The organism is Staphylococcus sp. HMSC063A07 (assembly GCF_001836955.1).
Classification (GTDB): domain Bacteria; phylum Bacillota; class Bacilli; order Staphylococcales; family Staphylococcaceae; genus Staphylococcus; species Staphylococcus lugdunensis.
Window position 1 is genome coordinate 276,070 of sequence record NZ_KV830924.1, and the last position, 16,962, is coordinate 293,031.

Genomic DNA, 16,962 nt, shown 5'->3' on the forward strand with positions numbered 1-16,962 from the left:
AAATAATTAAATTAAAGCTGTACAGCCACATCAACTTTTAAAAAACTCAAAAAAATTTTCAAGAACGTAAAGTGTTTTATTAAGCGCTTTGCGTTCTTAATCGTTGTTGTGAAAAACATTGAAATCATTTTTGACTGTAATTCTTTTTGTTTATATTCATTTTCCAGCCATTTTCACTTTATTAATGCACATATTTATTTGTAAAATAAAGCTATGTACTGTGACAAAGGGGAAGCGCTTATGATAAATCAAAGTCAATTAGACCATTTATATAAACTAAAAAAAGAAATAGAAAAATCTAACAACAAACAATTAATTAACACAATTAACCAAGTTATTAAAAAAGTATATTTAAATCAATTTACCATTTCATTTGTCGGTCATTTTTCAGCCGGTAAATCTACACTTATCAATTTACTATTAGAACAAGATATACTACCAAGTTCTCCTGTTCCAACAACAAGTAATACAGCCATTGTGTCTGTTGCAGAAGAAGAGGGGATTATTGCTAATATTACCGGTCAGCAATATACCAGACTTAAGACGTATGATGAAGTCAAACAGATGAATAGGTTAAATGTAGATGTCGAATCAATAGAAATTGCAATTAACTCAACAAAATTCAAACCAGGATTTACATTGCAAGATACACCTGGTGTAGATTCAAATATATCAACACATTTATCTTCAACCGAACAATATATGTATACAAGCAATCTTATCGTTTATACAGTCGACTACAATCATGTGCAATCAGCTTTGAATTTCAAATTTTTAAAACGGATGAACGAAGCAGGATTGCCCGTAGTATTTGTTATTAATCAAATTGATAAACACCAGGAAGAAGAACTAAGCTTCGATACATTTAAGAAAAAGGTAGCACAATCCATTAAAGAATGGGATATCAATGTAGAGCAAATTTACTATGTCTCTAAATTTGAACATCCACATAATCAATTAAAAGACCTGTCACGTGACTTAGTAACTATGGATGAACATAGAGAATCCATTAATCAATACGTCGAGCGAACGTTAGATTTTATCGCGCATTCACAACTGTCATATATTCAAAGTGAGCTTCAAAATATTTTAGAAACTTTGGATATTGAGGAACAAGATTTTCAAGAAGCATATTTACGTTTTCAACAAAATCAAGCTGTAAGCGAAGAAGCAAAGATGTTAAATAATCCACAAGAATTATTGCGTTTTCTTAAAATGAAACGGAAAGACATACTTGAAAATGCATATATCATGACACACGATATGCGTGAACAAATACGATTTTATCTAGAAAGTATGTCAAAAGATTTTAAAGTGCACGGTTTTCTAAATAAGAAGAAAAAGAAGGAAGAGGAACAACAACGTCGCCTTAAACTTGTAATCGATATGTTACAAGACAAAGTCAATCAGCAAATACGTCAACCTATGCGAGAAGATATGTCCTTTTTAACGCGCTTCATCAATAATAGTACAGTAACTTCAAACATATTAAATCAACATTATCACATCGATGAAGCCTTGGTATCATCTTTATACCAACCTCAAACAGCAATTAGTAATACCTATGTACTTACATTTTCTGATGATACATTAAAGGCCATTCGTAAATTTGTAGAACAAGAATCTGAACCATTATTTGAGCAGGCATCTAAGTATGCTCAAGCTAACGATTTATCTGATGATGCAGACAATGATTTAACGATTTATGAACGGTTTATTGAATTAAAACAGTTAAAAGAGTCTCTCACAACAAAGAATTATCGTCATTATTATATACATTTGGATGATTCTTTAGATAAACTCATCGGACGCACCGAAACAAATTATATGTTATCAGAAACTACAGATTCACATGAACACGCTCATATGGAAACAGTTAAGCATAAAGAAAAAACACAACATGCCGATATAGCTGAAGGCTTAAACATCATAAAAGATATACCACTTTTTAAACAAACAAAAATGGATATTCAAGACACTTTAAAACGCATGAACCAAAACATAGTAAAAATAGCAGTATTTGGCACATTTAGTGCAGGAAAAAGCAGTTTAATTAATGCTTTACTTGGAGATACATATTTAGTTAGTTCTCCTAATCCTACAACTGCAGCCACTACCGAATTGTCATATGGTGAACAAAGTTATATCACGTTAAAAACAAATGACCAATTAGTAGCCGAATTAAACGATATACTGAAGTATCATCACTTATCATTTGATAGCCTTGAAGCACTGTTAAAAAGTGATTTAAATCAAATCAAACAAAAATTACCTAAAAATCAACTTGCATTTATCAATGCTATTGAAAAACATGCTTCATTGTATCAAACTATGCTCACTCAAGGTACAAAACATAATATTGAACAAGCAGAAATTAAAAAATGGAGTTCTGAAGATGCGTATGCCGCTTTCGTAAAAACTGTACACTTAAAACTGCCAATCGAATGGTTACAGGATAAAATTATTGTTGATTCATTAGGTTTACATTCAAATAACCAACGTCATACTAATGAAACTGAACAAATTTTAACTTCGGCAGATTTAATTCTCTATGTTAGCTACTTTAATCACTCATTTACAGATAATGATAAGGCCTTTATAGAACACATGAAGGCAATGAATCAATTAAATGATCATCAATCGTTTAAAATGATAGTAAATGCAATTGACTTAGCAGAATCAAAAAATGACATTGATAGTGTAAAAGAATATGTTTTTAATGCTTTAAATCAGGTGGGTTTAAAGTCTGAAATTTATACAGTATCAAGTCGCATCGGCCTTAAAAGAAATGATGAAGGCATCATTAACTTAAGAGATAGTATTGATTATTTTGCAAAAGTAGAAGCAAAGTCTATTTTAGAAACACAAATGATACATCAATTAGCACAAATTAAACAGGCCTATGCAGAATTAATTGATGATTATTATAACAACGAAGCACAACTAAGAACTCGAAATAATAAATTACAACAATATCAGCAAGAAACACATGTTGCTACACAACTCATAACAACATCAAGTCAATTATCTATTAATGAAATTGATGACCAAATTTATTATTTAAATGATAGATTAAAATTGCAATTATTAGACGACGTTAAAAGTGTTTTTAATAGTCAATTGACTCAGCATCCTGACTTCTCAAAACAAAAGTCAGACGCCACAAAAGACTATTTAACTCAAATTCACCAACGTTTTTACTTAGAACAAACACTTATTACTGAACGAATTAAAAAACATTTCCAACAAGATATAGAACGTCAACTATCTCCAGTATTAAAAAAATTAGAACAAGTTCATATTTTCATTCAACCTGAACTAAATATTAATATTGAAATTAGCAATACACCGATACTTACTATTGAATTAGAAGATATGTTAAAGGTATTACCTAAAAATCTAACAAAACGTAATATTTTAAATCATAATATTCAAAGAAAAATACAACAAAATATTGCACAGCAAACCTTACATTTAATACAAAATGGTTTAAACGACTTACGTCACAAGCTCCAAAAAGTCATAAAGGACATGGAAGATCAATATGAACATGTATTTTTAGACTTAGAAAACGAAGTACAGACACAAATTCAAACACTTTTATCATTTAAACTGGATAATCAACTTATCACATCTATAGAACATGCAGCGCGTCAATTAGATCATATTTTACAAGGGAAAGAAGGCCGCACTTATGACGAATAGAGTATTACTAGTAGATGGTATGGCATTATTATTTAGACATTTTTACGCAACAAGCTTACACAATCAATTTATGTATAATTCGAAAGGTATACCTACAAATGGCGTTCAAGGTTTTGTAAGACACATTTTTTCAGCTATTCATGATATAGCACCAAGTCATGTTGCAGTTTGCTGGGATATGGGACAAGAAACATTTAGAAATCAAATGTATGCTTCATATAAGCAAAACCGTCCTGCACCACCAAATGAACTCATTCCACAATTTGATTATGTCAAAGAAATCGCAACTCAGTTTGGTTTTGTAAATATTGGTGTTGTCAATTATGAAGCTGATGATGTTATAGGTAGCTTAGCCCAAACTTATTCAGATCAAAATGAGGTATTTATTATTACTGGGGACAAAGATATATTGCAATGTATCAATCCTAATGTAGAAGTTTGGTTAACCAAAAAAGGCTTTAATATATATAATCGTTACACACTTGAACGTTTTCTTGAAGATTATGGAATTACACCAAAGCAATTCATTGATGTTAAAGCTTTCATGGGAGATACAGCAGACGGCTATCCTGGAGTTAAAGGTATAGGTGAAAAAACGGCACTTAAGTTAATAAAAGAGCATCAAAGTGTCGAAGGTGTCCTTAGTAATATTAGTAAGCTAACCCAAGGCCAACAAACAAAGATTAATAGTCATATTGATGACTTAAAACTTTCTAAACAACTTGCTGAAATATATACCAACGTACCACTAGATACAGAGTCATTATTTGATAAAATGACATACGCCAATACGTTACAAAATATATTGTCAATTTGTAATGAACATGAACTATTTGTCTCAGGTAAATATCTTGCGACTAACTTTAGTTAAGTAACATAATTTAAAAGTAAAAAACAAAAGTTGTAAAATCACACACATATATATCGTATATGGCATGACGCTTGAGGAAGTAATGCTAGTTAGAGCCGAGACTGAGACAACACCCTAGGAAAGCGAAACCATATTAATGAGTGAGCAATGTATATTGTTAATTAAGGTGGCACCACGGTAACGCGTCCTTATGTGTTTAGCGTTAACGTGTTTTTTTACGCTTTAATTACTGAAATTAGTAGTTGTTTATACGGTAGTTTTAGAAAGTTAGTGGTTGATGAAAACTAACACCTTGAATGATGAAATTGGGTTCAGTAAATTTTATCAATATTATATTTTAAAGTGAACAATATCTAACCTATATTGTTAATCAAGGTGGTACCGCGCAACAGCGTCCTTTTGTATAGAGGATGCTGTTTTTTTATGGAAGGAGCTTAAAATGAAAATTTATTACAAAGTTTTGAAGGCAACGATGACGCCAGAAGCACTTGCACAATTAAGTATGAAAAAGATTATTTTAGAAAGTGCTAATCAAACTCAGGTCAAAGGTCGCTACTCAATTGTTGCTTTAGATTATTACGGCACAATAACACTATATGATGATTTTTTAGAAATTAAGACGCAGCAACAATCAGAAACGATAACAACTCATTTTTATGATTATTTTAAAAATTATATAAATCAATTTAATGAGTCCATATCGCATTCTGACTTGCAGGACTTACCCTTTATTTCAGGATTTATTGGTTCATGTAGTTTTGATTTAGCACGCCATGAATTTCCAATTTTGAAAAAAACACCACTCAAGTTAAACAATGAACATGATGCAAGATTTTTCATGATTGAAGATGTATATGTATTTGATCATTATAAAGATGATTTGTATGTCATTGCGACCAATCAATTTTCATTAGCATCACAAGAACAATTAGAAGCACGTGTTGAGAATAATATAAAAAGACTCTACAATATTCAACCGCTTCATCAAACTATTGATTTTCAACATCATAAAGTTATAACAAGCAATATTGATAAAACATCGTTTTTAAATATGATTAGCCAATATAAACAAAAAATTCAATCTGGAGATATGTTTCAAGTTGTCCCATCACGCATCTACAGTTATCAACATCACTTTGGCAATCAGTTACATCAATTAACATTTCAATTGTATCAAAATTTGAAAAGACAAAATCCAAGTCCTTACATGTACTATATTAATATGGATGAGCCTATTATCATAGGTAGTTCTCCTGAAAGCTTTGTCAAAGTTCATAAAGATAAAGTTTACACTAATCCTATAGCTGGAACAATTCAACGTGGTACAACACCAGATGAAGATTTAGCTCATGCACAACAACTACTCAATGATTCTAAAGAGCGCAGCGAGCACAGTATGCTTGTTGACTTAGGTAGAAATGATATCAATAGAATAGCGCTACCAGGTTCAACCAGCATATTAAAACTTATGGAAATTGAAAAATACGAGCATGTGATGCATATCGTTAGTGAAGTACGAGGCAATGTCGATAAATCATTATCACCGATGACTATAATTGCAAGTTTATTGCCAACTGGCACTGTATCAGGCGCACCAAAATTACGTGCTATTCAACGGATTTATGAAAGCCACCCATATAAACGTGGCATCTATAGTGGGGGCATTGGCTACATAAATTGTAATCAAGATTTAGATTTTGCACTTGCTATACGTACAATGCTAATAGATGACAAAGAAGTTCATGTTGAAGCAGGTTGCGGTGTTGTTTATGATTCGATTCCTGAAAAAGAATTACGAGAAACGCAATTAAAAGCAAAAAGTTTATTGGAGGTCACACCATGATATTAATTATCGATAACTATGATTCATTTACCTATAACTTAGTTGACATAGTGTCAAAACATCAAAATGTCATCGTAAAATATCCTGACGATCCAGATGCATTAACATATCAAGAAACGGTATCTGGTGTTATTATTTCCCCTGGTCCAGGCCATCCTTTAGATAACAATTATCTGTTACAAATAATAGAAACATACAAAAATTTACCAATATTAGGCGTTTGTTTAGGCGCACAAGCGTTGACTTGTTATTACGGTGGTCGAGTAATCCAATCTGACACTGTCATGCATGGTAAAGTCGATATTATGCACCAAACTTATTCATCATTATTGTATAAAGGGTGTCCTTCGTCATTTAATATCATGCGTTACCATTCACTTATTTCAGATGCCAATCATTTTCCTAAAAATTTAATCATTACAGGAAAAACGGAAGATTCTATTCAATCATATGAGCACAATAAACGTCCGCATTATGGCTTACAATATCATCCAGAATCATTCGCCACCGATTATGGAGAACAAATTATTACTAATTTCTTAAACATCACACAGAAAGGCTGACAACAATATGAAATCAACAGAATCACTAACTAACCATCACCCATTTTCTCAAGCAGATGCTAACAACTTGATTAAAATACTCATTGATCCCAAAGTGGAAAACCATGACAAAGTTGAGTTGTTACAAACATTTACAGACAGAGAACTACAACAGAAAGAATTAACACATCTGGTTCGCAGCTTAATTCAAACGATGTACCCTGTCCAACCATCCTACCCAGGTGCAATGTGTGTCTGTGGCACTGGCGGAGATAAATCAAATAGTTTTAATATTTCTACAACCGTTGCATTTATTGTTGCAGCAGCAGGCGTGCCAATTATTAAACATGGAAACAAAAGTATAACATCACATTCTGGCAGCACTGATTTACTACAACAACTTAATATTCAAACAACCAAAGTTGAAGACGTAAGTCAACGCTTAGATAATAAAGGTTTAGCCTTTGTAAGTGCACCTGAAGCATATCCTGTAATGAAATATATTCAACCAGTAAGAAAAATGATTGGTAAACCGACATTTTTTAATTTAATAGGTCCTATTATTAATCCTTTTGCACTGACTTATCAAGTTATGGGGGTCTTTGATCCAAACCAATTGGACTCAATCATCCATACTTTAAAAGATTTAGGACGACGTAGAGCAATTGTCTTACATGGTGCGCACGGCATGGATGAAGCCACATTATCAGGTAATAATTTAATTTATGAACTAGATGAAAATGGTAACGTAAACCACTACACATTAAATGCACAAGACTTAGGATTTTCATATGCACCTGATAGCGAACTTAAAGGAGGTAGCCCAGAAGAAAATAGACGTATTACCTTAGATATTTTAAACGGAAAAGACAGATCATCAAAAAGAGATGTTGTCGTCCTTAATGCAGCAATTGCACTTTATGTCGCTGAAAAAGTACATAGCATTCAAGCTGGAATATCAATAGCTGAGTATTTAATAGACAATGGACTTGCTATGAAACAATGCTTAATTGTAGAAGGGAATGCGTAATGATGACTATTTTAACTGAAATTGTTGATTATAAAAAAAGACTATTAGCTAATGGTTACTATGACAACAAACTAAAATCATTAAAAGATTTAACGCCAATAAATAAGCCTACATTTAAATCTACACTTAGCAAAAGTAAACATTTATCTATCATTGCTGAAATTAAAACGAAAAGTCCTTCAGTTCCAAAATTCAATGTAAAAGATTTAGTTAAACAAGTTCAAGAATATGAGGCTAATGGCGCAGCTGCAATTTCTATATTAACGGATGAACATTATTTCGATGGAAGCTTTGAACGTCTACAAAACTTATACAGCCATACAACACTTCCTATACTTTGTAAAGATTTTATTATTGATACGATACAAATCGATGTTGCAAAGAAAGCTGGGGCCTCAATGATATTACTAATCGTTCATTGTTTAACAGATAGTAAACTAAAACAACTTTACAAATATGCACATAAACTAGGTTTGGAAGTACTGGTTGAGGTCCACAGCATTAAAGAATTACAACGTGCGCATCAACTTAATGCATCATTAATCGGAATTAATAATAGGGATTTAACAACTTTTAACACTCATGTAGAACATACCAATCAAATATTACGTCAAAAACATTCTGGCAGATTCTACATTTCTGAAAGTGGTATCCATTCGAGAGAAGACGTGCTATCAATAGTACAGACAGGAATATCTGGTATACTCATTGGCGGTGCTTTAATGAATTGCACAAATATCTCTGAATTCTTGCCAAGTCTTATGTTAGAAAAGGTAAATTTATGAAATTAAAATTTTGCGGTTTCCAAACAAAACAAGATATTTTAAATGCACAACAACTCAACATCGATGCACTAGGAATGGTTTATTATGATAAAAGTAAGCGTCATATTCAAGCTGATACAATCGCTTATTTATCACAGCTAATTCCCAAAGCAATTGAATGTGTATTAGTCGTCGTTAATCCATCATGGGACAATTTGCAATATATACTTCAATATGCGCAGATTAATTGCGTACAGTTTCATGGAACTGAAAATATTAAACTTATCTCTAAAACTAAACAGAATTTCAAGAATATTAAAATAATTAAAGCTTTACCTGCTAACTCACAACTACTTAAACAAATTAAATATTATCGAGAGGTTGCAGATAGTTTTATTATTGATACTCCATCTGCTTCATATGGTGGCACAGGACAGTCATATGATTGGCAGATTTTAAAGTCTTTACCTACAGATATAAATTATTTAATAGCTGGTGGGCTTACGTTGAACAAAATAAAATATATTGAAACCTTAAATTTGAGCCATGCTGGATACGATATTTCTAGCGGTATAGAAACAGACAATCATAAAGATTTAAATAAAATGAAAGCAATCATTCAACATGTTAAAGGAGCGATTTATCATGTATAACAATATTCAAACAGAAGCAGATCAATTAGGTTTTTTTGGCGAATACGGTGGACAATTTGTACCAGAAACATTAATGCCAGCAGTATTAGAATTAAAACAAGCTTATAATAAAGCAAAAAAAGATCCTCAATTTCAACAAGAGCTAAATGATTATTTAACTGAATACGTAGGTCGAGCCACACCATTAACCTTTGCACAATCTTACACACAACGTTTAGGCGGCGCAAAGATATATTTAAAACGTGAAGATTTAAATCACACTGGTGCTCATAAAATAAATAATGCGCTTGGACAAGCTTTACTGGCAAAACGTATGGGCAAACGTAAATTGGTAGCGGAAACTGGTGCAGGACAACATGGTGTAGCAAGTGCAACCGTTGCAGCATTATTCGATATGGAACTAATTGTATTTATGGGGAAAGAAGATATCCAACGTCAACAACTAAACGTGTTTCGTATGGAACTCTTAGGCGCAAAGGTAGTCTCAGTTGAAGATGGTCAAGGGACATTATCAGACGCCGTTAATAAAGCATTACAATACTGGGTTAGTCATGTTGATGATACACATTATTTACTCGGTTCAGCACTAGGACCTGATCCATTTCCTACGATAGTAAGAGATTTTCAAAGTGTTATCGGAAATGAAATTAAAACACAAATATTAGAAAAAGAAGGCCGCTTGCCTAATGCCGTTGTTGCTTGTGTTGGAGGTGGCTCTAACGCGATAGGAACATTTTATCCTTTTATAAAAGATGAAGTCCAATTATATGGGGTTGAAGCTGCTGGGGAAGGTGCAAATACAAACAAACATGCACTTGCTATAGGCAAAGGTAAACCAGGTGTACTACATGGCGCAAAAATGTATCTTATTCAAGATAGACACGGTCAAATAGAACTTGCACATTCTATTTCAGCTGGCTTAGATTATCCCGGCATTGGTCCAGAACATTCATACTATAACGATATTGGTAGAGTCCATTATACGAATGCAACTGACACAGAAGCAATGGAAGCACTCATACGTTTTACTAAAGATGAAGGCATTATCCCTGCCATAGAAAGCGCGCATGCTTTAAGTTATGTTGAAAAATTAGCGCCACAAATGGATAAGGATCAGTTGCTTGTGGTGACGATTTCTGGTCGTGGTGATAAAGACATGGAAACTATAAGACAATACATTCAACAAAGAGGTGATAGCCATGCACAATAAATTATTTATTCCATATGTAATGGGAGATAAAGATTTCATTCAACATGTCAAATTATTAAGTGAACATGGCGCTGATTACATTGAGATTGGTGTACCATTTTCAGATCCTGTTGCCGATGGACCAATCATTATGAAGGCAGCCAACCAAGCTATTAAAGATAATGTAACTATTGATACTATATTTGAACAACTTAAACAGAACCAACATCAAATTAAAGCAAACTATATCCTTATGACTTATTATAATATTGTCATGACTTACGGTATAGAAGCATTCTTTAAATCATGCGAAGAAGCAGGGGTATATGGTTTAATTATTCCAGATTTACCATTTGAACTCACTGAGAAATTAAAAGAACAAGTGACTAACTATTCAGTTAAAATAATTTCATTAGTAGCTATGACAGCCCCTGAAGAACGTATAAGAGAAATTGCCACACATGCAGAAGGTTTTATTTATACAGTAACTATGAACGCTGTAACAGGTCAAAATGAATCATTTCATCCTGAATTAAAGCAAAAATTAGCGCTATTAAAGTCTATTACGCAAATTCCTGTTGTCTGTGGATTTGGTATACGTACACCTGAACAAGTTAGCGAAATCATTCAATATGCAGACGGTGTTGTCATTGGAAGTGAAATTGTAAAACGCTTAAAATCTCAGTCTCAAGAGGACATTATCACTTACATCAACTCAATTCGCCAAAGATTAAGCAGTCAATTTGATTAACCCTAAATCCGTTTTATAATTACCTTACTGAGATAATTATACTCAATCATTAGCATGCATAAATAAATGCAAAGCTTACAAAATTCAAAGTCAATACCACTCGAAGCGGACGAATTGGGGCCAGAAAAATTAGCCAGTAAATGAGTTTTTTGTTAATTCATTTACTGGCTAATTTATTGACATTATTTCATCTTATTCAATCAAATACGAATTATTGAGCATTCATTATAATCATAATATAACTAAAATAGATATACTCAATATCATTGTTAATATTTTAGTTTTACCAGTATCTATTGTATACTTAATTCAATTAGCATATGGTGTTACAATTGAATATATCAGTAATTTTAGAGATTTTGATGTTCATTGACTACATTTAAATACTAGAAATTAATCAAATAATAATTAGGAGTTATATGAATGAAGTTTACAAATTTAACAGCAAATGAATTCGGTGATTTCACAGATCAAATGCCATATAGTCATTTTACTCAAATGACAGGTAACTATAATTTAAAAGTTGCCGAAAAAACAGAAACACATTTAGTTGGTGTTAAAAATAATAATAACGAAGTAATTGCAGCATGTTTATTGACAGCTGTACCAGTCATGAAGTTTTTTAAATACTTTTACAGCAATAGAGGCCCAGTTATAGATTATGCTAACCAAGAACTTGTACATTTTTTCTTTAATGAGCTAACTAAATATTTAAAAAAGTATAACTGTCTCTATGTCCGCATAGATCCATACTTACCTTATCAATATAGAGACCATGACGGTAATATAACGGCAAATGCTGGCAATGATTGGTTTTTCAATAAAATGGAACAACTCGGATACCATCATGATGGCTTTACAACAGGATTTGATCCAATATTACAAATCAGATTCCATTCTATTCTTAATTTAAAGGATAAGACAGCTAAAGATGTTTTAAATAATATGGATAGTTTACGTAAAAGAAATACAAAAAAAGTTCAAAAAAATGGAGTCAAAGTAAAGTTCCTTACTGAAGAAGAACTACCTATCTTTCGTTCATTTATGGAGCAGACGTCAGAATCTAAAGAATTCTCTGATAGAGACGACCAGTTTTATTACAATCGGTTTAAGTACTATAAAGATAGGGTGCTTGTGCCTCTAGCATATTTAAAATTTGATGAATATATAGAAGAACTAACGAATGAACGACAAACTTTAGAAAAAGATTTAGGCAAAGCACTTAAAGACATTGAGAAACGACCAGATAACAAAAAAGCTTATAATAAACGAGACAACCTACAACAACAACTCGATGCCAATCAACAAAAGTTAAATGAGGCTAATCAGTTACAAGCGGAACACGGTAATGAGTTACCTATCTCTGCCGGTTTCTTTATTATTAATCCGTTTGAAGTTGTATACTACGCTGGAGGTACCGCTAATAAATATCGTCATTTTGCAGGTAGTTACGCGGTTCAGTGGACTATGATTAACTATGCTATTGAACACGGCATAGACAGATATAATTTCTACGGCATTAGTGGAAACTTCTCAGATGATGCTGAAGACGCAGGTGTCATTCGCTTTAAAAAAGGTTATGGTGCAGAAGTGATTGAATACGTTGGTGATTTTGTAAAACCTATAAATAAACCTATGTATAAACTTTATTCAGTGTTAAAACGAATTCAAAATAAGCTATAGAGGAGAATGGATTAATTATGAAATTTACAGAGTTAACAATTAAAGAATATGAAAACTTTGTACAAAATCCATCATTAGAAAGTCATTACTTCCAAGTAAAGGAAAATATCGTAACAAGGGAAAATGATGGTTTTCAAGTGGTATTATTAGGAATAAAAGATGAAAATAATAAAGTTCTTGCTGCTAGTCTTTTCTCAAAAATACCAACAATGGGTAGCTATGTCTATTATTCTAATCGTGGTCCTGTCATGGATTATACCGATCTTGGATTAGTTGATTTCTATCTAAAAGAACTAGACAAATACCTACATCATCATCAATGTCTATATGTCAAATTAGATCCGTATTGGATTTATCAAATCTATGATAAAGATGTTAACCCGCTTGAAAATCATGACAAAAACGATGCAATGATTAATTTATTAAAGTCTCACGGCTATGAACATCATGGATTCACTACAAAATATGATTCCTTTAGTCAAGTGCGGTGGATGGGGGTTTTATATTTAAAAAACGAAACACCTCAATCACTAAAAAAACAATTCGATAGTCAACGTAAACGCAATATAAATAAAGCGATAAACTTTGGAGTTAAGGTAAAATTCCTTGGTAGAGACGACTTTGATCAGTTCCTTGACCTCTATCGTGAAACTGAAGAACGCACTGGTTTTGTTTCTAAAACAGATGATTATTTCTACAATTTCATCGATACATATGGTGATAAAGCTTTAGTACCATTAGCATATATAGATTTAAACGAATATATTTCATCATTACAAGATGCTATTAATGATAAAGAAGCTCGACGTGACCAAATGATGACTAAAGAAAATAAAAGTGATAAGCAACTAAATAAGATTGCAGAATTAGACAAACAAATAGATCACGATAAAAAAGAACTTTTAAATTCTAGCGAACTACGTCAAACTGATGGTGCCGTACTAAATTTAGCTGCTGGCGTATACTTTGCTAATGCTTATGAGTTAAATTATTTTTCTGGAGGTTCTTCAGCAAAATACAATCATTTTATGGGTCCATATATGATGCATTGGTATATGATGAACTATTGCTTTGAACATGGCTATGATCGGTATAACTTCTATGGAGTATCCGGTGATTTTACTAAAGATAGTGAAGATTACGGTGTTTATCGCTTTAAACGAGGCTTCAATGTTCATATTGAGGAATTAATAGGGGATTTTTATAAACCAATTAATAAAGTTAAATATTGGCTATTCACAACATTAGATCGTATACGTAAGAAAATCAAAAAGTAACTAGATATTAAGAAGAAAAGCATTAAGGTAAACAACCACAATGCTTTTCTTTTTTGTATCAAGTGATAGAGACTTGATACAAGATGTAGGCAGAGTAATCTGAGATGTAGTTTCGTGTTGCGTCCTACAATTTAATATTAGCATATATTTTCACTATTACAACTATACTCTACAATAATTTTTAATTGCATTTTTACTAATACTATACATTTTATTATTATACATATAAATGAAATACGTACAGATTCATATTAAATGCGCTAAAATAGTGTTAAAAGCTTAGAATAAACCTGTTTATTTGCAAGTAAAGTTAATATTAGTATAAAGTACATCAATAAATTCAGCTTGTTTGTGATAATCATTCATTCACCACAGCAAACAATTCGTATGACTTGAACACATACATATAGCAGATAAAACTTAATAAACTATAACTAACTGCTCACTATTTATAAATGCTCACCCCTATTTCGTTTTTTTATTTTAGTTTACATAATATATATTATAGGAAGTTATATATTTTACTATCTTCTAACCTTTTTCAAGTATGCTATACTTTATTTTATATCTTAACTAAGGAGCTTCTACTATGAATTTTGTTTTCGACATAGATGGCACGCTTTGCTTCGACGGTCAACATATTGACAATAGAATCATTAGTCGTCTAAAGCAATTGCAATCTTACGGCCACCAAGTGATTTTTGCATCAGCACGACCTATACGTGACTTATTGCCAGTGATACCTGATTTTCAAAATAATACGTTGATTGGCGGCAATGGTTCTATTATTTCAACTGATAATAAAATTAAAGTCATAGATTATATTAATCAAGATGATTTTGAACTCATAAAGGAATTAATAGTAAATTATAACTTGAGTTATATTGTCGATGATGCCTGGGATTATGCAGCAAATGTAAACGCCAATAATACGATTTATACTCGTTTAGATCCTCACAAATTGGCTGAGTTACGTCAACTTGATGAAATAACACATCCTATAAAGGTAATCTTTCTTAATATTAAATCACATCATTTTTCAGAAATTGCTCAGCACTTAATGCAACATCAAACTACTTTAGAACTCATCAACCATTCAAATGAATCTAATATTGATATTACAGCGCATGGCATCAATAAATACAAAACATTACAATCAATATTAAAAAATGATGCACCCTATATTGCATTTGGTAATGATCACAATGATATTGGACTATTGCAACATGCTACTAATGGTGTACTTGTATCTAATAATACATTTTATATAGATGATTTAAATAATCAACCTCATATTTCAGTTATAAATGCTGATATTAATGCAATTTGCAATCAAATCGACAAATATATTGCAACAAATTAAAAATTTAATTGAAAATGATTATCAATATCATTTATAATGACAACTAGGAGGTTTTATTTATGAAAAAAATTATACAAGTATGTACGATATTTATAATATTGCTATTATTAGCAGCGTGTCAGAATGATGATAATTCAAGTAACCACGATGGTAAAACGATTACCGTCAAGAATACATATGAATTTAAAGATAAAAACAATACTCATGATAAAGGAGAAATGAAAACAGAAAAAGTTGAGGTCCCAGTTAATCCTAAACGTGTTGCCGTATTAGATTACGGTGCTTTAGATATCATGCAACAGCTTAACGTTCAAAATCGTATTGTAGCTATTGCTAAAGGTCAAGGTGACGCTTTCCTCCCTTCTTCCCTCTCTGAATTTAAAAATGACAAATACATGAATTTAGGAAATCCTGGACGTCCGAATTTCGATCAGTTAGCCAAAGCGAAACCAGATATTATATTTGCTTCCTTTAGACAAGCACATACCAAAACATTAGATGAAATGAAAAAAGCTGCCCCAAATGCTAAAATTTTATTTGTCAGTCCAGATAATGACGATTATATTAAATCTATTAAAGCACATACAACATTAATGGGAAAAATTTTCGATAAGAAAAAAGCTGCAGAAAAGTTAAACAATAAACTTTCGACTCAAGTTGCTGAAACAAAAAAAGCAGTTAAAGATGAACGTGTGCTATTCTTAGCTGTTGATGATAAAGGAATGAAAGCATTTGCTTCAAGTGGTCGTTATGGGGGCTTCCTTAATCATGATCTTGGCATCAAACATGCTGATAAACAAATGAAAGTTAATTCTGCTGGTAATCTTATTAGCAATGAATACTTAACAAAAATTAACCCTGACAAAATTTTTGTTATTAATCGTACTAAAAAAGGTAATGACAAACAATTGCCAGATGAGTTAAAAAATGATGTTGTGAAAAATGTCAAAGCCATTAAAAATGGTCAAGTTTATCAGTTTGAATCTAACGCTTGGTATTTTGGTGAAGGCGGAAACAAACTAACGATAGATCAATTAGCTAAAATTAAACAAGCATTTAAATAAGCCTACAACAAAACCGACTGAGACGTAAATGCCTCTGACAAGTTGAAGCAGGCCATTTCTATTGAAAATTCATAGAAATGGCCTGCTTCATTATTGTTACATTAAGTGTTATTGACAAACCTACCTTCTCTTATGGTTGAAGACTACCGGCTGAAGCTGTCCTCTAATCTATTGAACTAATAAATATAGTATTGAATAAAAAAGAAGCACAAAGATGATTTATGTCA

At 31.9% G+C, this 16,962-nt stretch carries 13 protein-coding genes; all 13 read left to right on the forward strand.

Going from position 1 to position 16,962, the window contains the following annotated elements:
• Positions 1-240 precede the first annotated feature (240 nt).
• The 13 genes from HMPREF2597_RS07365 (at position 241) to HMPREF2597_RS07425 (ending at position 16,735) form a co-directional block, all read left to right on the forward strand.
• Positions 241-3,705, forward strand: a complete 3,465-nt coding sequence (locus HMPREF2597_RS07365; RefSeq protein ID WP_002478189.1) for a dynamin family protein — start codon at positions 241-243, stop codon at positions 3,703-3,705.
• The gene (locus HMPREF2597_RS07370) at positions 3,695-4,576 is read left to right on the forward strand and encodes a 5'-3' exonuclease (protein WP_002459107.1); all 882 of its coding nucleotides are present in this window, start codon (positions 3,695-3,697) and stop codon (positions 4,574-4,576) included. The genes HMPREF2597_RS07365 and HMPREF2597_RS07370 overlap by 11 nt, the downstream gene beginning before the upstream one ends.
• Positions 4,577-5,015: 439 nt before the next feature.
• Positions 5,016-6,419 (forward strand): anthranilate synthase component I, encoded by a 1,404-nt coding sequence (locus HMPREF2597_RS07375; RefSeq protein ID WP_002478191.1) that lies wholly within the window; start codon positions 5,016-5,018, stop codon positions 6,417-6,419.
• The gene (locus tag HMPREF2597_RS07380; RefSeq protein ID WP_002478192.1) at positions 6,416-6,982 is read left to right on the forward strand and encodes an anthranilate synthase component II; all 567 of its coding nucleotides are present in this window, start codon (positions 6,416-6,418) and stop codon (positions 6,980-6,982) included. Before HMPREF2597_RS07375 ends, HMPREF2597_RS07380 begins: the two co-directional genes overlap by 4 nt.
• Positions 6,983-6,989: 7 nt before the next feature.
• Positions 6,990-7,991 (forward strand): anthranilate phosphoribosyltransferase, encoded by a 1,002-nt coding sequence (gene trpD, locus HMPREF2597_RS07385; protein WP_002478193.1) that lies wholly within the window; start codon positions 6,990-6,992, stop codon positions 7,989-7,991.
• A 2-nt stretch (positions 7,992-7,993) separates the two neighbouring features.
• A complete protein-coding gene (trpC, locus tag HMPREF2597_RS07390; RefSeq protein ID WP_037540405.1) occupies positions 7,994-8,776 on the forward strand; it encodes an indole-3-glycerol phosphate synthase TrpC in 783 nt (260 codons plus the stop codon).
• Positions 8,773-9,408: a phosphoribosylanthranilate isomerase gene (locus HMPREF2597_RS07395; RefSeq protein ID WP_002491882.1), complete on the forward strand. Its 636-nt coding sequence runs from the start codon at positions 8,773-8,775 to the stop codon at positions 9,406-9,408. The genes trpC and HMPREF2597_RS07395 overlap by 4 nt, the downstream gene beginning before the upstream one ends.
• Positions 9,401-10,618, forward strand: coding sequence for a tryptophan synthase subunit beta (gene trpB, locus HMPREF2597_RS07400; RefSeq protein WP_002478196.1), 1,218 nt, complete (start codon positions 9,401-9,403; stop codon positions 10,616-10,618). Before HMPREF2597_RS07395 ends, trpB begins: the two co-directional genes overlap by 8 nt.
• Positions 10,608-11,348, forward strand: coding sequence for a tryptophan synthase subunit alpha (trpA, locus tag HMPREF2597_RS07405; protein ID WP_002459114.1), 741 nt, complete (start codon positions 10,608-10,610; stop codon positions 11,346-11,348). Before trpB ends, trpA begins: the two co-directional genes overlap by 11 nt.
• Positions 11,349-11,771: 423 nt before the next feature.
• Positions 11,772-13,031, forward strand: coding sequence for an aminoacyltransferase (locus HMPREF2597_RS07410; protein WP_002478197.1), 1,260 nt, complete (start codon positions 11,772-11,774; stop codon positions 13,029-13,031).
• Positions 13,032-13,048: 17 nt separating this feature from the next.
• Complete coding sequence (locus HMPREF2597_RS07415) at positions 13,049-14,308, forward strand: aminoacyltransferase (protein ID WP_002478198.1); 1,260 nt, start codon at positions 13,049-13,051, stop codon at positions 14,306-14,308.
• Between the two features lie 589 nt (positions 14,309-14,897).
• A complete protein-coding gene (locus tag HMPREF2597_RS07420) occupies positions 14,898-15,671 on the forward strand; it encodes an HAD-IIB family hydrolase (RefSeq protein ID WP_002459118.1) in 774 nt (257 codons plus the stop codon).
• Positions 15,672-15,730: 59 nt separating this feature from the next.
• Complete coding sequence (locus tag HMPREF2597_RS07425) at positions 15,731-16,735, forward strand: siderophore ABC transporter substrate-binding protein (RefSeq protein WP_002478199.1); 1,005 nt, start codon at positions 15,731-15,733, stop codon at positions 16,733-16,735.
• The last annotated feature ends 227 nt before the right edge of the window (positions 16,736-16,962 follow it).